This is a genomic window from Paractinoplanes lichenicola (genome assembly GCF_016785085.1).
Lineage (GTDB): Bacteria > Actinomycetota > Actinomycetes > Mycobacteriales > Micromonosporaceae > Actinoplanes > Actinoplanes lichenicola.
The window spans coordinates 609,612-630,914 of record NZ_JAENHO010000004.1 but is presented as its reverse complement, the minus strand read 5'-3'; the positions used below and the strand labels follow the sequence as shown (position 1 = coordinate 630,914).

The window sequence follows — 21,303 nt, the reverse complement described above, 5'->3', positions numbered from 1 at the left end:
CCGATGCAAGGTCAAGACCGGTTCCCCGTACGCCGGAGATCGCGGATCTGGTCGTCGGCAGCCGCTGTGCTGTTGTTGTCCGCGGCGGCCGGCTGCGGCGAGGAAAGCGCCCCGGCCCCTCCGCCGCCGGCCAGCGCACCCGCCCCGGCGGAAAGCACCTCGGCCAGCGCTCCCAACGCCATCGTCGCCGCCGCGACCGCCTTCCTCGACACGCTCAGCGCCGACGAACGCGACCGCGTCCTCTTCGACCGAGGCGACAAACAACAACAGCAGCGCTGGTCCAACCTCCCCGACGGCATCTACGACCGCGCCGGCCTGATGATCGGCGACCTCGCCCGGCCCCAGACCGACGCCTTCCTGGCCCTGATGCGCGCCACCCTCAGCCCCGAGGGCTACACCCGCGTGCTGGCCGAGTGGGCCGCCGACGACGTGCTGGCCGCCGCCGAGGGCCGCACCAACCTCGGCACCCGCCTGTTCCGGATCGCCCTCATCGGCGAGCCCTCGCCCACCGAGCCCTGGCAGTGGCAGTTCGGCGGCCACCACGTGTCGATCAACGCCACCCTCACCGGCGCCGCCCTGTCGCTGACCCCGAGCTTTCTGGGCGCCCAGCCCGCCACCTACACCAACGACGGCACCCCCGTACGCCCCCTGGGCGACCTCACCGACCAGGCGTTCGCGCTGGTCAACTCCCTCGACGCCGGCACCCGGCGACGGGCCGTGCTCGGCAGCACCCCCATCGACCTGGTGCTCGGCGCCGGCCAGGACTGCCGCAGCATCGCCCCCGAAGGCCTGCCCGCCTCCGCGATGACCCCCGCCCAGCGCGCCGCCTTCCTCGCGCTGATCAGCGAATACGGCTCGCTCGGCAACCCACGGCACGCCGCACCCAGGCTCGCCCAGTTGCGCGCCGACCTGCCCGGCACCCACTTCGCCTGGTACGGCCCGACCACCCCCGGCAGCGCGGCCTACTTCCGGATCACCGGCCCGCACGTGCACATCGAATACTCCCCGCGGGCCATGGGCGGCGACGCCGTCAACCACATCCACGGCATCTACCGCGACCCCACCAACGACTACGGCGGCACGGTGTGCTGACCACCGTCGGCGTCGCGTTCGCCCTGCTTCCCGCGGCGGCGCACCCACTCGACGCCTACCTGCAGGCGGCCTACCTGACCCCCGCACCCGGCGCGATCCGCCTCGAACTGGCCCTCTCCCCCGGCATCCTGGTCGCCCCGGCCGCGCTGGCCGACCTCGACCCCGACGGCAACCACCAAGTCACGACGGCGGAGGCCCGCGCCTACGCCGATCGGATCGTCAACCGCCTGCAGGCACACGTCGACGACATCCCCCGGCCGATCGCGCTGACCAGCGTGGACGTGCCGCCCTACCGCACACTCCAGGCCGGCTACGGCACCGTACGCCTGCACGCCACGATCCCCGACGCCCCGTCCACACCGGGCCCGCACGTGCTCGTCTTCCGCAACAACCACGCCCCGCCCGGCGCCGCCTACCAGGTCAATGCCCTGCTCACCGCGGACGCGCAGGTCATCCACCAGCAACGGGAGGCCGCCCAGCAACAGAGCCGCATCACCTACACCCTCGGCAGATCAACCCCGGTTCCCTGTACGGGGGACGCCTCAACGCCGATGGAATGCTCGCAATCGATGCCGTCGCCGGCCCGGCTCGCCGAAATCGTGCAGTCGAGGTCGCTGCCCCCGCCCGTGATGCTGTTCGCGCTGGCCCTGGCCGCCCTGCTCGGCGTCCTGCACGCGCTCACCCCCGGCCACGGAAAAACCCTGATGGCGGCCTACCTGGTCGGCACCGGCGGCCGCCTCCGAGACGCACTGACCCTGGGCGCGGTCGTCACGTTCACCCACACCGCCTCGGTCATCGCCGTAGGCCTGCTAGCCCTGTTCGCCAGCCGCTTCCTCCTCCCCGGCGCACTAGTACCCACACTCGAAATCCTCTCCGGCGCCCTAGTGGTAGCCGTCGGCGCCCACATGCTCCGCCGCCGCACCACACCCCACACCCACGAACCAGCCGTGGCCGCCCAAACAGACCCCCACGCCCACGGGCCCCACACAGCCGCCGCCCAAACAGAACCCCACGAACATGGCCACGCCGAGCAGCCCCACCCGGCCGCGCACTCAGAACCGCGCGACCACGCACGCGCCAACCAGCCCGACACGGCCGCCCACCAACCCGCTCGCGTCACGCAGCGAGGTCTCGTCGCCATGGGTGTCTCCGGCGGACTCGTGCCCTGCCCCGAGGCGCTCGGCATCATGGTGCTGGCCGTCGGCGTGAACCGCACCGTCCTCGGCCTCGGCCTGATCGCCTGCTTCAGCCTCGGCGTCGCCGCGGTGCTGATCGGCCTGGGCATCGCCCTCGTGCGCTCACGCCGCCTGCTCGCCCGTTCCAACCGGCTCGGCCCTCGCTGGCCCGCCCGGCTCGCCCTGATCAGCGCGCTCGTCGTCACCGCGCTCGGCACCGGCCTGCTCGTACGGGGAATCGGCGCCGCCCTTCAGTAAGCCCTGGAAGAGGCCGGCCCGCGCGCACGCCGGCCCGGCGGAAGGGCACGACAGAACCGGCCTCGCGATCCTGCTAGTCGATCAGGAGATCAGCCCCTCGGCGCAGTCATGGACGCACTCTTCCGTGCCGGAAGGCCCAGCCTCAGGCCGGCGCGTGCTTGGCGACATGCACGGCGTACGGCTCCAGGCCGACCGCGGCCCGCCGCTGATCCATGTGCTCGGGGTCGTCGCACGGCCACGGGACCGGGGCGCCGTCGACGATACCGGCGATCTGCGTGCCGTAGCGCTGCCGATGTCCCGCGTTGATCAGCACCCGGTCCTCCAGCATGGCCAGTTGCCCGGGGTCGGCCTGCCCGGCCCGGACCGCGGCGCTCATCAGTTCCAGGGCCCGCCGTTGCACCGTCAGCTGCCGGTCGGCGTGTTGTGCCACCAGCCACGCCCGGCGGGCCGCGTCGGGGCCGACGAGTTCCGCCGTGGGCCAGCCGTGCTCGTCCATGATCTCGGCCAGCCGGTCGCCGTTGCGTACGGTGACGCGCCGGTGGGCCAGCTGGGCCGTGAGGTCGTCGCCGAGCGCGCCGGGCTGCAGCTCCCGGTCCTCGTCGGTCATGTCGATCAGTTCCTGGGCGAGTGCCGCATTGACCATGCCGACACGGTAGGCACCCGCGAACCGGCGATTGACAGGCTCCCGAGTCCAGATAGGCGTGTGACTATCGCGCATACTTGAACAGGAGCAAATAACGCCGAACGGCGAGTTCCGCACCGATGACGTAGGGTGCGAATAGTTCTCTTCCTCCGCCCTCGATAGGCATCGTCCCGAATCACAGGATCTGACAACGAGCGGCACGTCGCCCCGCTGCGCATCGACGCGGCGGCCCGGGCCGGCCGGCGGGTCCGATAACGCGATAGCGGCAACCGACCCCGACCCGACAAGGAAGGCTGGTTCGCGTGCGCTCTCCCCATGACGTCAACCTCCGAGCAACGACCGCGACCAGCCGGCACGCCCACCGCCTCGTGCGCGTCGACCGCTCGCTGCCCCGCACGGTCGAACACCCCGTCCGTACGGTGGTGGCCGGGGGTGGCATCGCGGGGATGACGGCGGCCCTGTTGCTGGCCGAGCGCGGCGTCGCGGTGACCCTGCTCGAACGCGACGAGCGGCTCGGCGGGCGGCTCGCGGCGTGGCCGAAACAGCTGGCCGACGGCTCGAGCCAGATGGTCGGGCACGGCTTCCACGCGTTCTTCCGGCAGTACTACAACTGGCGCAACATCCTGCGCCGGATCGACCCCGCGTTGTCGTTCCTGCGCCCGGCGGGCAGCTATCCGGTGATCTCGCGGGCCTGGCCCGAAGAGGATTTCGGCGGGTTGCCGGGCCGGCCGCCGTGGAACCTGCTCGCGTTGCTGGCGCGCTCGCCCAGCCTGCCGCTGGCGGAGATGCGCGACGTCGACGGGCCGACCTCGCTGGCGCTGGTGCGTTATTCGCGGGCCGCGACCTATCGCGAGTTCGACGCCATGCCCGCCGCGGAGTTCCTCGACCGGCTGGCCATGCCCGCGCGGGCCCGGTCGATGCTGTTCAACGTGTTCGCGCACTCGTTCTTCAACCCGGCCACCGAGATGTCGGCCGCCGAGATGATCATGCAGTTCCACTTCTATTTCCTGCGCAACCCGGAGGGCCTGAACTTCGACGCGCCGGACGACGACTACGAGACCGCGATCTGGGGGCCGCTCAGCGAACGGCTGCAGGCGCTCGGCGGCGAGATCCGTACGGGGGCCGCCGTCGACCGGATCGAGCCCGGCTGGACCGTCACGCTGGGCGGCGGCGAGCAGTTCCGGGCCGATCATGTCGTGCTGGCCACCGACCCGGCCTCGGCGAGCGGCATCGTCGCGGCTTCTTCCGGCATGCCTCACGAGCTGGCGAGCCGGATGAAAACCGTGACAACCACTTCCCCGTACGCGGTGAGCCGGTTCTGGACCGACCGGGACGTCGCCGAGAGCCGGGCCCCCTTCAGCGGCGTCGCTGGTGAGCCCCTGCTGGATTCGGTGAGCCTGTTCCATCGCGTCGAACGCGGCGCGCAGCAGTGGGCCCGGCGCACCGGTGGCGCGGTCGTGGAGCTGCACGCGTACGCCGCGGACCAGGGCATCGAGGCCGGGCCGGCCGCCGACGCCATGTGGTCGGAGCTGCCGGGCCTGTGGCGGGAGGCGGGCTGGCTGCGGGTGGTCGACCGCGACACCCGGATCGGGCACGACGCGCCGTCGTTCGGGGTCAACAGCGACGCCACCCGGCCGGGCGTGGCCACCGGCGCCGACGGGTTGTTCCTGGCCGGCGACTGGGTGCGCATGCCTTTCCCGTGCGCGCTGATGGAACGGTCCGCCGCCTCGGCCGCGGTCGCCGCCAACGCGATTCTGCGCTGTCACGGCGTACGGCCGGTGCAGGTTTTCTCCGTGCCGACGCGGGGACTGCTGGCGCCTCAGCGGGCCAGCAGGTCCTGACTGCCGATGACCGACAGCAGTTGCAGCTTCTCGTAGCTCTCGCTGCCGGGAATGGCTGTGTAAACGAGCAGGGAATGGGACTGATCGGGGTCGAGCAGACCCTGACAGGCCAGTTCGAGATCACCCACTTCGGGGTGCACGAAACGTTTCGTGTGGCTGTAGCCGACGCCGATCTCGTGCTCGTTCCAGACTTCGCGGAATTCCGCGCTGCTTTCGAGCAGGAGCGACTGCAGGTGCGCGGCATACGAGCCGGGGCCGCGCAGAGTGACGACCCGGCGCAGGCCGGAGGCGAAGACGCGGGCGTGCAGCGCGTGATCGTCGGGGTGGTAGAGCGCGCGGGCGGCCGGGTCGGTGAAGAAGCGGTAGCCGATGCTGCGGGCCGGGCCGGTGTAGCGCATGAGGTCACCGGTGAGCGCTACGCCCAGTGAGGTCTGGCGCAGCGTCTCGCCGAGCTCGGTGACGATCTCGGCCGGGGTGTCGGCCAGCCGGTCGAAGATGCGCAGCATGCCGGGGCTGATGTGCTCGCTGGTGGTGCCGCGGGCGGGCGGGTTGTGGCCGGCCAGGCGGAACAGGTGGTCGCGCTCGTCGAGCGACAGGTGCAGGCCCTGGGCGATCGAGGCGATCATCTGCTCGGACGGGTGCGGGCCGCGCTCGCGTTCGAGCCGGCTGTAGTAGTCGGTGGAGATGTGACAGAGCGTGGCTACCTCTTCGCGGCGCAGGCCGGCCGTGCGGCGCCGCTGGCCGCGCGGCATGCCGACGTCCTCCGGCTGGAGCGACTCGCGGCGGCGGCGCAGGAATTCGGCCAGCCCGGCTCGGTCAATCATGGTTCGGTTCTATCACCGATCCCGGACCGCATCCTGGGCCCGCCGATCCCCCCTTGGCAGCCTGGGACCGGCAGGCCGTGGTTACGGTCCACCGGAAGGTGCAGCCTGAATGGGCATCCACTGCCGCTGGAAAGGCGAAAACAATGGCCCGCACCGCTCCCGAGTTCACCGTTCCCGACCTGACCGGAAAAATCGCCGTCGTCACCGGCGCGAGCGACGGCATGGGGCTGGGAATCGCCACCCGGCTGGCCCAGGCCGGCGCCGAGGTCGTCATGCCCGTACGGAATCGCAACAAGGGCGAGAAAGCGATCGCCCGCATCAAACAGGAGCACCCGAAGGCCGCCGTTTCGCTGCGTGACCTCGACCTGTCGTCGCTGGCGTCGATCGCCGCGCTCGGAGCCACGCTGCGTGACGAGGAGCGGCCGATCCACCTGCTGATCAACAACGCCGGAGTGATGACGCCGCCCGCCCGGCAGACCACCGCCGACGGGTTCGAGCTGCAGTTCGGCAGCAACCACCTCGGGCACTTCGCGCTGGTGGCCCAGCTGCTGCCGCTGCTGCGGGCCGGGCGGGCCCGGGTCACCTCGCAACTGAGCGTGGCCGCCAACCAGGGTTCGATCAACTGGGACGACCTGAACTGGGAGAGGTCCTACAACGGCCGCGCCGCCTACAGCCAGTCGAAGATCGCGTTCGGCCTGTTCGGTCTCGAGCTCGACCGGCGCAGCCAGGCCGGCGGGTGGGGCATCACCAGCAACATCGCGCACCCCGGGGTCGCGCCGACCAACCTGCTGGCCGCGCAGCCGGGCCTGGGCCGCGAGAAGGACACTTCCTCCGTACGGGTCATCCGCGCGCTCTCGCGGCGCGGCATCCTGCTGGGCACGGCCGAGTCGGCGGGGCTGCCGGCGCTGATGGCGGCGACGTCACCCGAGGCCCGCGGCGGCCGCTTCTACGGGCCGAGCGGTCTCGGGCACCTGGGCGGCGGGCCCGCCGAGCAGCCGATCTATTCGCGGCTGCGCAACCCCGAGGACGCCGAGCGGATCTGGCGCATCTCGGAGAACCTGGCGGGTGCGACGTTCCTGGCCTACCGGCCGTCGTAGGCCTCGCGCGCCCGGTCGACCTCCGGCAGGTGGGCGTCGGCCCAGGTCGACAGGTGGGCGAAGAGCGGCCCGAGGCTGGCCCCGAGCTCGGTGATCTCGTATTCGACCCGGGGCGGCACCTCGGCGTAGTAGGTGCGGGCGACCAGGCCGTCGCGTTCGAGCCGACGCAGCCGCTGGGTCAGCACCTTCGGCGTAATGCTGGTCAGCCGCCGCTCCAGCTCGACGAACCGCTGCCGGCCGTGCGTGTTGAGGCTCCACAGGATGGGTGTCGTCCAGCGGCTGAACACGATGTCGACCACCGGCGCGACCGGGCAGGCCAGCTCGGGATCCGCGGTCTGCTTCATGTGCCCTCCGCCACAAAGCCATTACTATCCTCTAGGTACCTACTATCCCGACGCTACTAGCGTCCTCCCCAGCCGCGCTACCGACGCGGGAGAACGGGGAGACACCAGCATGTTCGTCGTGACAGGAGCCACCGGAAACGTCGGCCGTACGCTCGTCTCGCTGCTGGCCGGGCCGGTCACAGCGGTTTCCCGCGGGCGACTCCCCGTGCCGGCCGGGGTTCGCCACCACCGCGCCGACCTGGAGCAGCCGGCGAGCCTGGGTCCGGCGCTGGCCGGCGCCGAGGCGATGTATCTGCTCGTGGAGGGCGCGGGGGCCCACCTCGACGTACCCGAGATCCTGCGCGTGGCCACGGCGGCGGGGGTCAAGCGGGTCGTGCTGCAGTCGTCGCAAGCGGCCGGGACCAGGCCTTCGCACGCGCCGCTGCAAGCCATCGAGGACCTCGTACGCGGGTCCGGGCTCGACTGGACGATCCTGCGCCCCGGCGGTTTCGCCTCCAACGCCCTCGCGTGGGCCGAGCCGATCCGCACGACGCGAACCGTGGCCGCGCCGTTCGGCGACGTCGGCCTGCCCGTGATCGACCCGGACGACATCGCCGCGGTGGCCGCCGCCGCCCTGCACGGCGGGCACGACGGACGAACGTACGAGCTGACCGGGCCGGTCCTGAGCACGCCGCGGCAGCGGGTCGCCGACCTGGCCGCCGTGCTGGGTTCGCCGATCGGGTTCGTCGAGCAGACGCCGGATCAGGCCCGCGAGCAGATGCTCGGGTTCATGCCGCCGCCGGTGGTCGAGGGCACGCTGGCGATTCTGGGCACGCCGACCGTACGGGAGCAACGCGTCAGCCCGGACGTGGCGACGGTCCTGGGCCGGCCGGCGCAGCCCTTCGCCGAGTGGGCCGCCCGCAACATCGGCGCCTTCCGCCCCTAACGACGCACGAACCGACGCAACTGGATTGGAGCGGCTCAGGGCGGGTATCGCATCCTCACCACACTCGTAAGGAGATGACCGTGAGTACCGTTACCGAGTCCGTCGACGTGAACGTGCCGATCCGTACCGCTTACGACCAGTGGACTCAGTTCCAGGACTTCCCGCAGTTCATGGATGGCGTGGAGTCGATCACCCAGCTCGACGACACCCACACCCACTGGGTGACCAAAATCGCCGGGCAGACCCGCGAGTTCGACGCGGAGATCACCGAGCAGCACCCCGACGAGCGGGTCGCGTGGGCCAGCACCGGCGGCGACACCAAGCACGCCGGCGTGGTCACCTTCCACCGCCTCGACGACGCACAGACCCGGGTCACCATTCAGCTCGACTGGGAGCCCGAGGGGTTCGTCGAGAAGGTCGGCAGCGCCATCGGGGTGGACAGCCACCAGGTCAAGGCCGACACCAAGCGCTTCAAGGAGTTCATCGAGAACCGCGGCGGCGCCACCGGCTCCTGGCGCGGCGACGTCGAACGCCCCGGCGCCTGAGCCTTGCGGCTCCACAGTGGCCGGCGATGCCAGGCGTCGCCGGCCACATTTCATGGTCCGGCGTGATGTGGCCGATCCCAGCCGCCGGGCAGGGTGACGGGACCCCACGACGGGTCGGGGCGATAGCCGGTCCACCGGCCGTCGAACGGCGGGGCGCCCTCGGCGGCCAGGCGCATCAAGTGTTCCCCCGTGGCCCGGATCGCCGGCGCCTGCTCGGCGGTCCAACGACCCGGCAGCCCGGTCAGGGCGGCGAACTCGTCCTCGTCCTTCCACCGGCCGACCCGGTCCGGCGTGATCCACACGTCGAGGGCCCGGTCCGCGGTGTCGATGCCAGCTTCCCACCTCGTACGGGGGCTCTCGAGGTTGCCGTACCAGCCTTTGAACCGCTGCTCCGCGTCGAAGAACCACCACAGCGACCAGTCACCGACGGCCGGGGCGAAATGCACGATGCCCGAACCGCGCCACGTCGACCGGCGCTGAGCCCGGGGCAGGGTCGCGCGATCGGCGATCGGGACCGAGCGCAGCGGCCGCCCGTCGGCCAGCACGGACTCGACCTGCGGCGAACCCGGCGCGATCCACAATGCCAGCCCGTCGGCGTCGTCGCTGATGACCCGGCCGACCCGGACGAAACGCGCCCGCCCCTGCCGGCCGTACCGATAAAGGACGGTCTCGCCGTAAGCCCACTTCATGGGAGCGGCCGGAGTGCGCCGTCGGCGCCGTAAAACAGATAGGGCCGCAGTTCGGGGGACGCGTTCAGGGCGCGATGCAGGTCGGCCGGGTTGCCGGCGCCGGCCCGGAAGGGCTGGGACGCGAGCAGGTCGCGCAGGCCGGCGAACGGCCACGCCGCCCCGAGCAGCCGCCGGATGCCGACCAGGAGCGCCATCGCGTCGGGCGGGATCCGGTCGACGTAGATCTCGGCGTGCTCCGGCAGTTCCCAGGCGGCCACGGCAAGGTAGTGACACGGTGCCCGAGCGCAGATAGGCCGCAACCCTCCGCCGTACGGGCTCATCGGTCTCGGACAGGAAACCGCAGACGTCCGGCCACTCCCCCGGATGCGCGCGGTCGTCCCAATAGCCGACCAGCCGCAGCACCGGCCCGCTCATTGGTGAATGAGGGCTGGTAGGGCGAAGAGCATCGTGGTCGACCAGGTGATGTGGGTCAGGATCGGGGCCAGGATGCCGCCGGAGGCGCGGCGCTGCAGGCCCAGCACCAGGCCGAGCAGGAAGGCGGCGAAGACCAGCATGAGGTTGCCGGTGGCGACCGTGGCCGCCGCGTAGATCACGGTGGACAGCAGGACGGCGTGCCGGCGGCCGATCGCCGCGAACAGGGCGCCGCGGAAGAAGACCTCCTCGGCCACGCCGTTGAGCAGGGTGATCGCCACGATCGGCACAATGGCACCGTACCGGGCGTGGGCCAGCACGCTGTTGACGAGCTCGCGCAGCGCCGGCAGCTCCCGCACGATCAGCGAGCCCGTCACGAAGATGGCGCCGATGACGAGCCCGGTCACGATCGGCGTGACGATCGGGCGGCGCAGCTTGTCGCGAAACGCGATGCGGCCCAGATGCAGCGGCCCGGAGAGCAACGCCCCGGTGATCCAGGTGGCGGCCACGAGCACGGTCAGCAGGTAGAACAGGTCGTCGCCCGGGCGCACCGACAGCGAGATGCCCAGCAGCACCGCGCCCGCCACCAGCGTGAACGCGACAACGATGCGGCGCCGCCGGAACTGCTGGTCGGTCTGCTGGTGGTCACGTTCGACCCGGTCGATCAGCGACGGTCCCAGGGCCCGCCGCACCCAGGCCAGGTTCACCGTTTCACCTGCTCACGTTCGGCCAGGGCCAGCCGTACGGCGTCGTCGTACCCGATCCTCTCCCCGGGCACGACACGGGTGATGGCGTCGTCGCGCACCACCACCTCGGTGGTCATCGAGTCGACCAGGTTGCGGGCGGTCGCCGCGTCGACGTCGGTGACGAACTTGAGCCACGCCGACGACAACCGCGGGGTCAGCAGCGGCACGGTGACGTTGGGCAGCGAGCTCCCCTGAATCCTGGCCACGCGCTGCAGCATGTCGATGTAGCGCAACACCTCGGGGCCGCCGATCTCGTACGTGCGGCCGCGCGCCTCGACCGGCTCGAGCACCCCGACCAGGTAGCGAACGGCGTCGGGCAGCGCGATCGGCTGGGTGCGGGTGTTCACCCAGCGCGGGGTCACCATCGCCGGCAGCCGTTCGGCGAGCTGCCGGGTCATCTCCCACGAGATGCCGCCGTGCCCGATCACCACCGCCGCTCGCAGCACGGTCACCGGCACCGGCCCGGCCTTCAGGATCTTCTCGACCTCGCGCCGGGACCGCAGATGCGCCGACAGTTCACCGTCGTCCGCGCCGAGACCGCCCAGATAGACGATCCGCTCGACCCCGGCCCCGGCCGCCGCCTCGGCGAAGTTGCGCGCCGCGTCGGCATCCCGCTCCTCGAAGTCGTCCGAATCCAGCGAATGAATCAGGTAGTACGCCACGTCGACGCCCGCGAACGCCTCCCGCAAACTGGCCGGGTCGGACACGTCGGCCGCGACCGGCTCCCCCGCGCCGTCATATTTGTCCGGATGCCGGGTCATGGCGCGCACCCGATAGCCGTCCTCGGCCAGCTTCGCCGCCACGTGCGAGCCGATGAAGCCCGAGGCCCCACTCACCAGAACCGTCTTAGTCACGCCTTTCTCTTTTCCCGTACGGTGGTTCTCCATGCAGCGCGCGGCCCTCGCCACAGCCCAATTCCTGCTCGGCGCCGTGCTCCTGTTCACCGGCACGGCCCACATGACCTTTTCCCGTACGGAATTCCGCGCGCAAGTCCCGTCCTGGCTCCCGCTCGACGCCGACGTCGTAGTCCTCGCCTCCGGCCTGACCGTTTCCTCCTGGCCGTGGCCCTGCTGGCCACCTGGCGCCAGCCCTACCGAGCTCTCGTCGGCGTAGCCACGGCAGCCTTCTTCGTCGCCATCCTGCCCGGCAACATCGCCCAGCTCACCGAACATCGCGACGCCTTCGGCCTCAACACCGACACCGCCCGCGCCATCCGCCTGCTCTTCCAGCCCGTGCTTGTGCTCTGGGCCCTCATCGCCACCAACGCCATCCCTGCGCGGGTCTCGGTCCGATCGCTGACGCAGCGCCGCCATGCCCGGCCCGGTCTGCGAACAATGACGGCATGCCCGGTGAAACAGACACGGCAAGTCCAACCGGTCTCAACCTGACCTTGCAGGTTTTCCTCACCAACGTGGCAGTGGTGTTCGCCGTCGTCGGCGGGCTCGTCTACAGCCTGGTCGCACTCGGCTATGACGCGTTCTACCGGGCGTTCGGCATCTCGCCCGGCGACGTCGGCATCGACCAGCGCCGGATCATCGCCCACGCCGCGGTCGCCCTGGCACTGTTCATCTCCATGCTGATCGCGGTGTTCGCAGTGATCAGCGCGGCGCTGTCCTGGTTTCTGCAGCAGACCACGCCGGTGGTCACGCTGTGGATCAGCGTCGCCGTCGTGGCCGCGCTGGGGCCGGCGCTGCTCGGCCTGACCAAGGCGCCGATCCTGTTGAGCAGGCCGTTCATCAAGACGACAGTCGCCGTGACCGCAGGAGTCATCGTCACCGCCTGCATCACAGCCCTGCTGCATCGCCACGCCGGCACCCCGGCCCGCCGACGGGCGCTCGTGCTGCTGTGGGTCGCGTTGTTCGCTTTCTCGTACGACGCGATGGTGCAGTTCGCGAATCGCCGGATGGTGGAACTGGCCCGGCAGGTGATCGCCGGAAATCCGATACCGGCCGGCGCCCGCACCCTGACGTTCGACGTGCACGCCGACCCAGTCTGCATACGGGACAAGAACGCAGTCTTCTACGCCTTCTATCTGGGTGAGAAGGGCGATTGGGCCGCCTACTACCTGCCGAGCAGACAACGCACGGTTCGCACGTCCAAGGACGGCCTCGAACTGACTTTCATACCGTCAGCGGTCCGCCCAACCGGCCCGTGCGTGTGAGTTTGATTCACCGGTCGGCACGGGTACGGCACGGGACTCAACCTGAGGGGGTGCGCCACGTGCCGTGGCTGAGTGTCGAGCGCGCCATGGACGCCGGCGGGCTCGGGCGTCGCATGACGTTCCTCGTGGACGGCCGGCCCGTCGCGCGACTCAGGCGCGGTGCGACCGCCCGTGTCGAGGTGCCCGCCGGTCTGCACGTCGTACGGGCCCGGATGGACTGGCTACGGAGCAGGCCGCTGGAAGTGACCGTCAGCGACGGAGAAACGGTCTCGGTCAGCGGCGGTCTCACCGGGCACTCGATGACCTTCACCGGCGCATTCCTCCGCCCGGGCACCGCCCTGGAAATCCGATCACGGGGCGTACGTGATCACCGTTGATTCGGTGCGGCCGTACAGGCGGCCGTTGGCCACGATCGGCTCGCACTGCAGGCCCGTCGTCGCGGCGGGCAACGGGATCGGGCGGCCGGTGCGGGCCTCGAAGGCCGCCAGTGGGCGGTCCTTGTCCCGCCAGCCGTAGACGACGCCGCCGCCGATCGCGAATCGGATCGGGGCGTCCTCGGGGAACGGCGCCGACCACAGCTTGCGGCCGTCGTCGGCGCTGATGGCCAGCATGGCGCCGGCGAAGCTGTGCAGGTAGATGCGTTCGCCGTCGGTGGCGAAGCCGAACGTGGCGCCGTGGCTCGGGAACGTCTTGAGGACCGCTCCCGTGGCCGCGCTGACGCTGCGGATCAGCCCGTCGGGGTCGCAGCGCATGTAGAACTTGCTGCCGTCGGGTGAGGCGCCGATCGGCGTGTAGCAGCCCGTCCCGGCCGGCCACGCCGACTTGCCCGTCGTGACGTCGACCGCGGTGGTCGACGTGTCCCCGACCACGAGCACCTTCCCGCTGGCGGACAGCGTCTCGCCGCCGATCGAGCCCTCCCGCGCCCAGACCCGCGAGCCGTCGGCGATGCGGTACGCCCGTACGGCGTACTTGCTGATCGTCGCGTCCCACACGCCGCCGACCACGATGCCCTGGTCGACGACCATGTTGTACATCGTCTCGGGGATCCGCTTGGAGTAGACGACCTTGCCGGTGGTCACGTCGTGGGCGGCCAGGAACGTGCGGCCGGAGCGGCAGTCGCGGGACTGGGCGACCAGCCGGGTGCCGACGATCGCGGCCAGGCTGATGCTCGTCTTCTTAGTGGTGGCCGGGGTCTGCCAGGCCAGCGCGCCAGTGCTCGCGTCGTAGCCGCTGATCCGGTACGACGCGGCCGTGACCAGCCGGTTCGCGCCGACCAAGGGCACGGCCCGGGTAGCGCACTTCGCCTCGGCCAGCGGGACGGTCCAGCGCGGCTTCACCTTGCCGGCGACCGCGGGGGTCAGCCGGGTCTCGCCCGGGTTGAAGAAGTCGCCGGTCGCGTGGGCCGCGGCCTGCCCCCACACGTCCGGGGTCGCCGCCGCGGCGGGAACCTGACCGGCGGTCACGCTGAGAGCGGCGGCCACGACAACCGCGAGATGACGACGCACGAAGATCACCGTAGGGACGAACGCCCCGGATGACCGGCTGCCGGGCGGGACGCTCACCCGGTCGGGCTACACCGCGGCGGTCAGGACGGGGAACTTGACGCCGGTCAGCTCCTCGGAGACGGTCCACAGCCGCTGCTGGAGGGCCACCTCGTACGACTGGGGGCTGGAGGTGACCAGCCGCGGGTGGCCCATGACCTCGCCCCGCCCGCCGGGGCCGTAATACTGGCCGCCGAGCGCGGCCGGGTCGGTGGCGGCGCGGAGGCTGGGCAGGGCGCCCATCGCCGGGGTCTGGGTGATCAGCGGCGCCAGCCAGGTCAGCGGCAGCCGCATGAACGCGGGGGTGTTGCGGGCGAGCTCGGTGCTGGAGACGCCGGGGTGCGCGGCCAGCGCCGCGGTGGTGCCGTGGGTGGCGAGCCGGCGCTGCAGCTCGTACGTGAACATCAGGTTGGCCAGCTTGGACTGGCCGTAGGCGCCGACCCGGCTGTACGACCGCTGCCACTGCAGGTCGTCGAAGTGGATGGCGGCCCGGATGCGGTGGCCGGTGCTGCTGACCGTGACCACGCGCGAGCCGGGCACCGGCAGCATCAGCTCGAGCAGCAGCCCGGTGAGCGCGAAGTGGCCGAGGTGGTTGGTGCCGAACTGCATCTCGAAGCCGTCGCGGGTGGTCAGTTGCGGGGTGTACATGACGCCCGCGTTGTTGATCAGCAGGTCGAGCCGGTCGAACCGGGAGCGCAGCGCCGCCGCCGCGGTCCGCACGGAGTCGAGCGAGGTCAGGTCGAGCGCCTGCACTGTCACGTCGCCGGTCATCCGGGCCGCGGCCTGCCGGCCCTTGTCGACGTCGCGCACCGCGAGCACCACCGAGGCGCCCCGCTCGGCGAGGGCCCGGGCCGTCTCGTACCCCAATCCGGTGTTGGCCCCGGTCACCACGGCCACCCGCCCGCGCTGATCCGGGATGTTCGCCGTCGTCCACTTCTCGCTCATGTCGTCTCCCCAACTAAAGTACCGAAGGTATCTTGCATAAACGACGCTAAAGTACTCCCGGTACGTTGTCAACGTACCGGAGGTACTTAAGTTAGGGTGGTGATCGTGACTTTCCAGCGGGCGCGAACCGAGGAGCAGCGGGAGATCCGCCGGCGGGCCATCCTCGACATGGCCTCGGCGATGCTCGACGAGATGCCCGTGGCCGCGGTCACCCTCAACGAGCTCAGCCGCCGGGTCGGCCTGGCCAAGCCGAACGTGCTGCGCTATTTCGAGTCCCGCGAGGCGGTGCTGCTCGAACTGCTCGACCTGTTCCTGCGGGAGTGGCTGGCGGAACTGGCCACCGACCTGGCCGCCGGCGTCGACGACAAGCAACCCATGCCCGTACGGGCAAAGGCGGTGGCCGAGATCCTCAGCCGCTCCCTCGCCGGTCGGGTGGTGTTGTGCGACCTCTTCGGCGCCCAGGGCAGCGTGCTGGAGCACAACGTCTCCGTCGAGGTCGTCGCCCGCTACAAGCGCGCGTCCCTCGAGCGCCTGACCACCATGACCGACCTGCTCGGCCAGCACCTGCCCGAGCTGGGCGACACCGCGGCCCTGTTCAGCCTGCAGACGATGGTGCTGGCCGGCTCACTGTCGGCCTACAGCACTCCCCCGCCCAGCCTGCGGGCCGCCTACGAGGCCGAACCCGACCTGGCCCGCTTCCACCTGCCGCTGCAAGAGTCCCTGCGGCTGTCCCTGACCGCGACCCTGCTGGGCGTGCTGCCCCGATAGTCACCAGCCCATGGTCCCCGGGGCGCCCTTGAACGGCCCGGTGATGTCCGCGGTGATCCAGCCGCCGTAGAAGTCGCCCTCCTGCGCCCGCACCAGCTCACCGGCCACCCGGCATTCGTCGACGCGGCTCGGATAAAAAGCAACAGCACCAACCAGTTCCCCGTACGCGGGCACGGGGTGCTCATACGACCAGCCGGCCTGCCGCACCCGCGCCGAACCCACGACCAGGTCCCAATAACTGGCCACGCCCTTGAACTCGCACAACGAGCGCCCCGCGCCCGGCTCGAGCACCCCGTCGGCGACGTCCTCCCGCGGCACGTAGTAGACCGGCGGGTGCGACGTCTCCAGCACGCGCCAGCACCGCTCGCTGTCGGCAATCACCTGCTGCGCGTGTACGACCGTGATCCGCGCGCCGGTGTGCTCCAGGCGCGGCGGCCGCGGATAGTCCCAGACCGACTCCATCCACCTAGCTTGCCAGGCCCGCTTGACGGCGGTTCTCCAGCACGACCAGCATCCCGAACGCGACGACCGCCACCCCGGCCGCCCCGACGAAACACCACGGCGGCGCGCACCCCGCCGATCGACGCGGCCCAGGAGGCCAACCTGCCTGACCACCACCTTGGTGCACACTCTTCGGCGTGGCTGATATCGAACTCCGTACGGGTGATGTGCTGGAGATTTCCTGCCCGTTCACCGAGGCCGGCGTGATCGGCGTCTCCCGCTGGGACGTGTCGCTGCGGTGGCCATGGTGGCGGGCCGACCCGGACGCCGACGGGTTCGAGTGGAACGGGGCCGTCGCGGTCGGCAAGGGGACCGGCGACTTGTTCAGCACCGAGCCCGCCGCCGAGATGCTCCTGGAGGGATCGCTGTGCCGGGTCGGCATCGAGCCCACCGTGGTGCACGTGATCGAGGTGCAAAGCTTCGACCCGCCGCTCGTGACCGGCCGGCTTCCCCGTCCGCGGCGCGAGATCGTCGTCCTGCGCCGGGGTGTGTCGGAGATCGCCGACGCCGTCGAGCAGGGCACCGGCCTCGACCCGGACGACGACATCCCCATGGCCGTCAAACTGCTGTTCCGGCCGTACGCCTTCCTGAACCTCGGTGCGGATGTCGCCGACCACCACGGCCGGGCGTGGCGTTTCGACGGTCCGTGGCAGTGGCACGCCTACGACCAACGGCCCGGTACGCCGGTGTGGCCGCTGACGCCGCTGACCGCCGCACAAGAACAGGTCGTCCGCGCGACCGAGACCGGATCGCACGAGGCCGAGCTGGACAAGTGGCGGTCGGCCGCCCAGGCGGAACCACCGGACGTCATGATGGGCGGGTGAAGATCCTCTCCATCCAGTCCTCGGTGGCGTACGGCTATGTCGGCAACTCGGCGGCGGCGTTCACGTTGCAGCGTCTCGGGCACGAGGTGTGGCCGGTGTTCACCGTCCACTTCTCCAACCACACCGGGTACGGCGCCTGGCGCGGGCCGCTGCTGGCGCCGGCCGACGTGGCCGACGTGATCGCGGGCATCGAGGATCGTGGCGTGCTCGGCACGGCCGACGCGGTGCTCTCCGGCTATCAGGGCGACCCGGCGGTGGGCGCGGTCATCCTCGACGCCGTCGAGCGGGTCAAGGCGGCCAACCCCGACGCCGTGTACTGCTGCGACCCGGTCATGGGCGACGTGGGCCGGGGGCTGTTCGTCAAGGAGGGCATCCCGCAGTACATGCGCGACGTCGTGGTGCCCCGGGCCGACATCATCACGCCGAACCACTTCGAGCTGGACTTCCTCTCCGGCCGCACGACGACCACGCTCGACGAGGTGCTGGCGGCGGTCGACGTCGTACGGGAAACCGGTCCGCGGCACGTGCTGGTGACCAGCGTCGTGCACGGCGACGCCCCGGAAGGCACTGTCGACGTGGTCGCCGTCTCCGACGAGGGCGCCTGGGCGGTCACCACTCCCCTGCTGCCGATCACCCCCAACGGCGGCGGCGACATCACGGCGGCCCTCTACCTGGCCCACCTGTGGACGACAAAATCGCCGTCGACGGCCCTGGAACGTACGGTCTCCTCGATCTTCGCCGTCCTGGAGGCAACACTGGCCGCCGGCACCCGGGAACTCGAACTGATCGCGGCCCAAGACGTGATCGCTCACCCGCCCGCGGGCCTGACCAGCCGCCGGCTGCGCTGATGAGCTACGACCTGACTTTCCTCGACAAGCCCGCCGGACAGTCGTGGGAGGACGCCCTCGAAACCCTGGGGAGGCGGGCATCACGTGCCGTACTGGTACAAGGGCGCGGACGCCGAGCGGGTCGTGCGCGCCCTCTACGACCTCGGCCGGCTCGTCGAGGAAACGACCGGCCTGGCGGGCTATGACCCACAGGTCGAGCTGCCGCTGACCGAGGCCGCGGCTCGCCCGGGTCTCGCGGTGGCGGTCTTCGACGACGTCGCCGCGGACTTCGCCCGCCGCGGATACTCGAGCCCGAGCGCGGACCCACCGGCGACCCCCTGACCCCGTACGCCCCGGGTCAGCTCCGGGGAAGCGAGCGGCCGTCGGGCAGCGCGCGGCCGCCGAGCAGGGCGACCAGGGCGCCGCTGTCGGCGCGGATCGGCTGGCCTGCGCCGTGGCTCCAGTCGGTGTCGGTGGCCTTTAGCCGGACGTCGGCCAGGTTGACGCCGAACAGCGTGCCGCCGGCGGCGGTGAGCAGGTCGAGAACAGCGATCACGGCCTCGCGCGGCGCGGCCGGGGGCCGGTCGAGCGCGATCGTCACGTCGAGGGAGTGGATGACGGCGTGGGTGAGGGCGCCCGGCGCGCCGCCGCCTGGTGGCAGCCACGCGTGCAGTTGCGGCGATCGCAGCTGGGCCAGCAGGTCGTCGACCGGCAGCGCGGCATCCCGTACGGCCACGGTGTCGGAGAGCACGGCGAAGTCGCCGCCGGCCGCCGCCATCTCGGCGCCGAACTGCTCGGGGGTGAGCCGGACCGGCATCGTCACGTGCGCGACGACGTGGCGGACGAGCCATTTCTCGCACAGCGAGGGCGCGTCCCAGGTCTCGGCGGGGGCGTCGGCCAGCAGGTCGGCCAGGCTGAGGTAGGTCGGTGCCACCCAGGTCATGATCGGTCTCCGTGGGTCAGAAGGTGCTCGGCCAGCTTGTCGAGGGAGGTGCGGAAGCCCGCCTGCGCCTCGGGCCGGCGCGCCGCCTCGGGCACATGCCGCTGGCGGATGACGACCGCGGTCCGGCCGTCGCCCAGGTCGGCGAGCGTGCTGATGGTGTGCATCCCGCTCGCCGGCTCGGTCCAGGCAAGCCGCTCGGGCGGAACGACCTCGGTGAACGTGGCGACCATCCGATAGCTGCCCTGCGGCCCGACCATCAGCGTCTCGAAGCGGCCACCGGGCCGAAGCTCGACGACGATGCCGTCGACCGGGGTGATCATCCCCCGCGGACCCCAGAACTGCGCCAGCTCGGCGGGCTCGGTGAGGCAGCGCCAGACCAGGTCGCGCGGCGCCTGGAACGTACGCTCGTAGACCAGCTCGTCGTCGCTCACCGGCTCTCGCCCTCTTGCAGGCGGGCCAGGCGCGACTCAAGCCGATCCATCCGCTCGGTCCACATGCGCCGGTTCTCCTCGATCCAGGAGGCCGCCACCGCCAGCCGCGCCGGTTCGAGCCGGCAGGGCCGGGTCTGCCGATGCCGCCCGCGGCTGACCAGGCCCGAGCGCTCGAGCACCTGGATGTGCTGCGACACGGCCTGCATGCTCATGGCGTACCGCTCGGCGAGCTCCTTGACCGTCGCCTCACCGGCGCTCAGCCGCACGACGATGTCGCGCCGGGTGCGATCGCTGAGCGCCGTGAACAAGACATCGAGCTGATCCTCGGCGATGGCGTTCATGACCCATACCCAAGCAGATGCTTTATCAAGCGTCAACTTGAGTAAGCTCCGGGCCGGCCGCGATCTCCGGGGTGATGGCGTCCGCACCGAGAAACCGCGCGCGCTGCCCCGAGACGGTCAGGAACGGGTCGGCGAGCCCCCATCCGCGTCCTTACGGGACCGGAGCAGCGCGCGTACCTCGCGACCGAGGTCGAAGGACGGGCCGCCGACCAGGTCCCAGGCTCGGTAGACGCCGATGACGAAGCAGGCCACCACCAGCATCGCGAGCGTGCTGACCAGGGTTTCCTGCTCGGGGTGACCGCCCAGCCGCATCCCGGTGACGATCTGCCAGACGAAGACGACCGCCAGCCCGACCAAGAAAACCGCCTCGTGGACGCGGCGGGACAGCAGCACCCGCAGGCGGGCCAGGGACAGCAGGGTGGCCAGGACGAACAGCAGCCCGGCGACGGCGACCACGACGGCCGCCCAGGGCAGGCGCTCGCCCGGCACGAGCGCGAACAGGCTGACCGTTAGCGCGTTCATGAAGGACATCAGCGCCGCCCCGGCGCGGACCCGATGCAGGGGCGCGGCCTGCTCGTTCTCGGCGAAGCGGGGCTCGGCCACGGTCAGCACGACGAACAGCAGCCCGATCAGGGCGCCGGCCACTCCGGCGCTCGCCACGAAGAAGTCGGTCAGGTCTTCCGGCACCACGGACACTCCTTAACTTAGTTAAACGAGAGCGTGGCTTAACTTAGTTAGATCGTCAAGCCGGTAGGGTCGCGACGTGGCCAAGGGCGTGACCCGCGACGGGGTGGTGGCGGCGGCGCTGGCCGTGCTCGACGAACACGGCATCGAGGCGGTGACCGTACGGGCGGTGGCGGCTCGGCTCGGCGTGCAGGCCCCCGCGCTCTATTACCACGTGCGCAACAAGCAGGATCTGCTCGACGAGATGGGCACCGAGATAAACCGGCGGGTCGTCCGGGCGCTCACCGGCCGCCCCGCCGGCGCCTCCTGGCACGACGACCTGATCTCGTACGCTCATGCTCTGCGCACCGAATATCTCGCCCACCGCGACGGCGCCCGCACCTTCAGCGGCACCCTGATCACCGACGCCGAGGTGCTCAAGGCCCAGGAGCCGTGGCTGCGGCGCTGGACGGCCGCCGGGGTCTCGGTGGCGCACGCCGCCGACGCGACCGACCTGGTCACCGCGTTCGTGGTCGGTTTCGTGATCGAGGAGCAGGAGCGGGCCCAGTCCGACCCCGCCCGCTACGCCCCCGACGAGCGCGACCGCCGGATCGGCGCGGGAGCACCCCTGGTGGCCGAGAGCGGCCACGCCCGCCAGGACGGCGAGTCCCGGTTCGAGCGCCAGCTCGGCGTCGTCATCGCCGGCATCGCCGCCCGCCTAGGCCCTGCCGCAGCCCCGCCCCGGCTGCGAGACAGGGCCTGACCTCG

Annotated in this window: 29 protein-coding genes; 15 read left to right on the top strand and 14 right to left on the bottom strand. The window is 71.1% G+C overall.

Annotated features, from left to right (window positions below):
* Positions 1–3: 3 nt before the first annotated feature.
* A complete protein-coding gene (locus JKJ07_RS16515; protein ID WP_202992405.1) occupies positions 4–1,092 on the top strand; it encodes a DUF3500 domain-containing protein in 1,089 nt (362 codons plus the stop codon).
* Entirely contained in the window at positions 1,086–2,525 is a 1,440-nt protein-coding gene (locus tag JKJ07_RS16510) for a nickel/cobalt transporter (RefSeq protein ID WP_202992404.1), read from the top strand. Before JKJ07_RS16515 ends, JKJ07_RS16510 begins: the two co-directional genes overlap by 7 nt.
* A gap of 142 nt (positions 2,526–2,667) precedes the next feature.
* On the opposite strand, the gene JKJ07_RS16505 is transcribed toward JKJ07_RS16510, so the two are convergent.
* Positions 2,668–3,168 carry a DUF6624 domain-containing protein gene (locus JKJ07_RS16505; RefSeq protein ID WP_202992403.1) on the bottom strand — a complete coding sequence of 167 codons (501 nt, stop codon included), beginning with the start codon at positions 3,166–3,168 and terminating at the stop codon, positions 2,668–2,670.
* 302 nt (positions 3,169–3,470) lie between these two features.
* On the opposite strand from JKJ07_RS16505, the gene JKJ07_RS16500 reads away from it, so the two are divergent.
* A complete protein-coding gene (locus JKJ07_RS16500) occupies positions 3,471–5,009 on the top strand; it encodes an FAD-dependent oxidoreductase (RefSeq protein WP_202992402.1) in 1,539 nt (512 codons plus the stop codon).
* On the opposite strand, the gene JKJ07_RS16495 is transcribed toward JKJ07_RS16500, so the two are convergent.
* Entirely contained in the window at positions 4,988–5,833 is an 846-nt protein-coding gene (locus JKJ07_RS16495) for a helix-turn-helix transcriptional regulator (protein WP_202992401.1), read from the bottom strand. The genes JKJ07_RS16500 and JKJ07_RS16495 overlap by 22 nt on opposite strands.
* A 143-nt stretch (positions 5,834–5,976) precedes the next feature.
* Between JKJ07_RS16495 and JKJ07_RS16490 the strand changes: the two genes are divergently transcribed.
* Positions 5,977–6,930 (top strand): SDR family oxidoreductase, encoded by a 954-nt coding sequence (locus JKJ07_RS16490; RefSeq protein ID WP_202992400.1) that lies wholly within the window; start codon positions 5,977–5,979, stop codon positions 6,928–6,930.
* On the opposite strand, the gene JKJ07_RS16485 is transcribed toward JKJ07_RS16490, so the two are convergent.
* A complete protein-coding gene (locus tag JKJ07_RS16485; RefSeq protein ID WP_202992399.1) occupies positions 6,915–7,274 on the bottom strand; it encodes a winged helix-turn-helix transcriptional regulator in 360 nt (119 codons plus the stop codon). The two genes, JKJ07_RS16490 and JKJ07_RS16485, sit on opposite strands and share 16 nt — an antisense overlap.
* 109 nt (positions 7,275–7,383) lie before the next feature.
* On the opposite strand from JKJ07_RS16485, the gene JKJ07_RS16480 reads away from it, so the two are divergent.
* Complete coding sequence (locus JKJ07_RS16480) at positions 7,384–8,199, top strand: NAD(P)H-binding protein (RefSeq protein WP_202992398.1); 816 nt, start codon at positions 7,384–7,386, stop codon at positions 8,197–8,199.
* 80 nt (positions 8,200–8,279) lie between these two features.
* A complete protein-coding gene (locus JKJ07_RS16475; protein ID WP_202992397.1) occupies positions 8,280–8,744 on the top strand; it encodes an SRPBCC family protein in 465 nt (154 codons plus the stop codon).
* 50 nt (positions 8,745–8,794) lie between these two features.
* On the opposite strand, the gene JKJ07_RS16470 is transcribed toward JKJ07_RS16475, so the two are convergent.
* The 4 genes from JKJ07_RS16470 to JKJ07_RS16455 form a co-directional block, all read right to left on the bottom strand.
* Positions 8,795–9,433, bottom strand: coding sequence for a ribonuclease FAU-1 family protein (locus tag JKJ07_RS16470; protein ID WP_202992396.1), 639 nt, complete (start codon positions 9,431–9,433; stop codon positions 8,795–8,797).
* The gene (locus tag JKJ07_RS16465) at positions 9,430–9,690 is read right to left on the bottom strand and encodes a hypothetical protein (protein ID WP_202992395.1); all 261 of its coding nucleotides are present in this window, start codon (positions 9,688–9,690) and stop codon (positions 9,430–9,432) included. Before JKJ07_RS16465 ends, JKJ07_RS16470 begins: the two co-directional genes overlap by 4 nt.
* A 153-nt stretch (positions 9,691–9,843) precedes the next feature.
* Positions 9,844–10,551, bottom strand: coding sequence for a CPBP family intramembrane glutamic endopeptidase (locus JKJ07_RS16460; RefSeq protein ID WP_202992394.1), 708 nt, complete (start codon positions 10,549–10,551; stop codon positions 9,844–9,846).
* Positions 10,548–11,444: an NAD(P)H-binding protein gene (locus tag JKJ07_RS16455; RefSeq protein ID WP_307834286.1), complete on the bottom strand. Its 897-nt coding sequence runs from the start codon at positions 11,442–11,444 to the stop codon at positions 10,548–10,550. Before JKJ07_RS16455 ends, JKJ07_RS16460 begins: the two co-directional genes overlap by 4 nt.
* A gap of 31 nt (positions 11,445–11,475) precedes the next feature.
* Between JKJ07_RS16455 and JKJ07_RS16450 the strand changes: the two genes are divergently transcribed.
* From JKJ07_RS16450 to JKJ07_RS16435, 4 genes are read left to right on the top strand one after another with little or no spacing between them, the layout of a single operon-like run.
* Entirely contained in the window at positions 11,476–11,703 is a 228-nt protein-coding gene (locus JKJ07_RS16450) for a DoxX family protein (protein WP_202992393.1), read from the top strand.
* Positions 11,652–11,978, top strand: a complete 327-nt coding sequence (locus JKJ07_RS16445) for a DoxX-related protein (RefSeq protein WP_202992392.1) — start codon at positions 11,652–11,654, stop codon at positions 11,976–11,978. The genes JKJ07_RS16450 and JKJ07_RS16445 overlap by 52 nt, the downstream gene beginning before the upstream one ends.
* A complete protein-coding gene (locus tag JKJ07_RS16440) occupies positions 11,933–12,751 on the top strand; it encodes a hypothetical protein (RefSeq protein ID WP_202992391.1) in 819 nt (272 codons plus the stop codon). Before JKJ07_RS16445 ends, JKJ07_RS16440 begins: the two co-directional genes overlap by 46 nt.
* Before the next feature lie 59 nt (positions 12,752–12,810).
* Positions 12,811–13,128 (top strand): hypothetical protein, encoded by a 318-nt coding sequence (locus tag JKJ07_RS16435; protein WP_202992390.1) that lies wholly within the window; start codon positions 12,811–12,813, stop codon positions 13,126–13,128.
* Here the strand turns inward: JKJ07_RS16435 and JKJ07_RS16430 are convergent.
* Both JKJ07_RS16430 and JKJ07_RS16425 read right to left on the bottom strand, forming a co-directional pair.
* Entirely contained in the window at positions 13,102–14,256 is a 1,155-nt protein-coding gene (locus JKJ07_RS16430; protein WP_202992389.1) for an outer membrane protein assembly factor BamB family protein, read from the bottom strand. The two genes, JKJ07_RS16435 and JKJ07_RS16430, sit on opposite strands and share 27 nt — an antisense overlap.
* A gap of 66 nt (positions 14,257–14,322) precedes the next feature.
* Complete coding sequence (locus JKJ07_RS16425; protein WP_202992388.1) at positions 14,323–15,237, bottom strand: SDR family NAD(P)-dependent oxidoreductase; 915 nt, start codon at positions 15,235–15,237, stop codon at positions 14,323–14,325.
* A 105-nt stretch (positions 15,238–15,342) separates the two neighbouring features.
* Here JKJ07_RS16425 and JKJ07_RS16420 point away from each other — a divergent pair, with 105 nt between their 5' ends.
* Positions 15,343–16,005 carry a TetR/AcrR family transcriptional regulator gene (locus tag JKJ07_RS16420; protein ID WP_202992387.1) on the top strand — a complete coding sequence of 221 codons (663 nt, stop codon included), beginning with the start codon at positions 15,343–15,345 and terminating at the stop codon, positions 16,003–16,005.
* Here JKJ07_RS16420 and JKJ07_RS16415 read toward each other — a convergent pair whose 3' ends face one another.
* Positions 16,006–16,467, bottom strand: a complete 462-nt coding sequence (locus tag JKJ07_RS16415) for a DUF427 domain-containing protein (protein WP_202992386.1) — start codon at positions 16,465–16,467, stop codon at positions 16,006–16,008.
* Positions 16,468–16,643: 176 nt separating this feature from the next.
* Between JKJ07_RS16415 and JKJ07_RS16410 the strand changes: the two genes are divergently transcribed.
* From JKJ07_RS16410 to JKJ07_RS16400, 3 genes are all read left to right on the top strand, one after another.
* The gene (locus tag JKJ07_RS16410) at positions 16,644–17,330 is read left to right on the top strand and encodes a magnesium transporter CorA family protein (protein ID WP_202992385.1); all 687 of its coding nucleotides are present in this window, start codon (positions 16,644–16,646) and stop codon (positions 17,328–17,330) included.
* On the top strand, positions 17,327–18,178 hold the full coding sequence (pdxY, locus tag JKJ07_RS16405) for a pyridoxal kinase PdxY (RefSeq protein WP_202992384.1): 852 nt from the start codon (positions 17,327–17,329) through the stop codon (positions 18,176–18,178). The genes JKJ07_RS16410 and pdxY overlap by 4 nt, the downstream gene beginning before the upstream one ends.
* Positions 18,179–18,262: 84 nt before the next feature.
* Positions 18,263–18,499 (top strand): hypothetical protein, encoded by a 237-nt coding sequence (locus JKJ07_RS16400; protein ID WP_202992383.1) that lies wholly within the window; start codon positions 18,263–18,265, stop codon positions 18,497–18,499.
* Between the two features lie 16 nt (positions 18,500–18,515).
* Here JKJ07_RS16400 and JKJ07_RS16395 read toward each other — a convergent pair whose 3' ends face one another.
* The 4 genes from JKJ07_RS16395 to JKJ07_RS16380 form a co-directional block, all read right to left on the bottom strand.
* Positions 18,516–19,100 (bottom strand): maleylpyruvate isomerase family mycothiol-dependent enzyme, encoded by a 585-nt coding sequence (locus JKJ07_RS16395; RefSeq protein WP_202992382.1) that lies wholly within the window; start codon positions 19,098–19,100, stop codon positions 18,516–18,518.
* Complete coding sequence (locus tag JKJ07_RS16390; protein WP_202992381.1) at positions 19,097–19,531, bottom strand: SRPBCC family protein; 435 nt, start codon at positions 19,529–19,531, stop codon at positions 19,097–19,099. The genes JKJ07_RS16395 and JKJ07_RS16390 overlap by 4 nt, the downstream gene beginning before the upstream one ends.
* On the bottom strand, positions 19,528–19,872 hold the full coding sequence (locus tag JKJ07_RS16385) for an ArsR/SmtB family transcription factor (RefSeq protein ID WP_236029003.1): 345 nt from the start codon (positions 19,870–19,872) through the stop codon (positions 19,528–19,530). The genes JKJ07_RS16390 and JKJ07_RS16385 overlap by 4 nt, the downstream gene beginning before the upstream one ends.
* Positions 19,873–19,989: 117 nt before the next feature.
* On the bottom strand, positions 19,990–20,562 hold the full coding sequence (locus tag JKJ07_RS16380) for a hypothetical protein (RefSeq protein ID WP_202992380.1): 573 nt from the start codon (positions 20,560–20,562) through the stop codon (positions 19,990–19,992).
* Between the two features lie 73 nt (positions 20,563–20,635).
* Between JKJ07_RS16380 and JKJ07_RS16375 the strand changes: the two genes are divergently transcribed.
* A complete protein-coding gene (locus JKJ07_RS16375; protein ID WP_202992379.1) occupies positions 20,636–21,298 on the top strand; it encodes a TetR/AcrR family transcriptional regulator C-terminal domain-containing protein in 663 nt (220 codons plus the stop codon).
* Positions 21,299–21,303 lie beyond the last annotated feature (5 nt).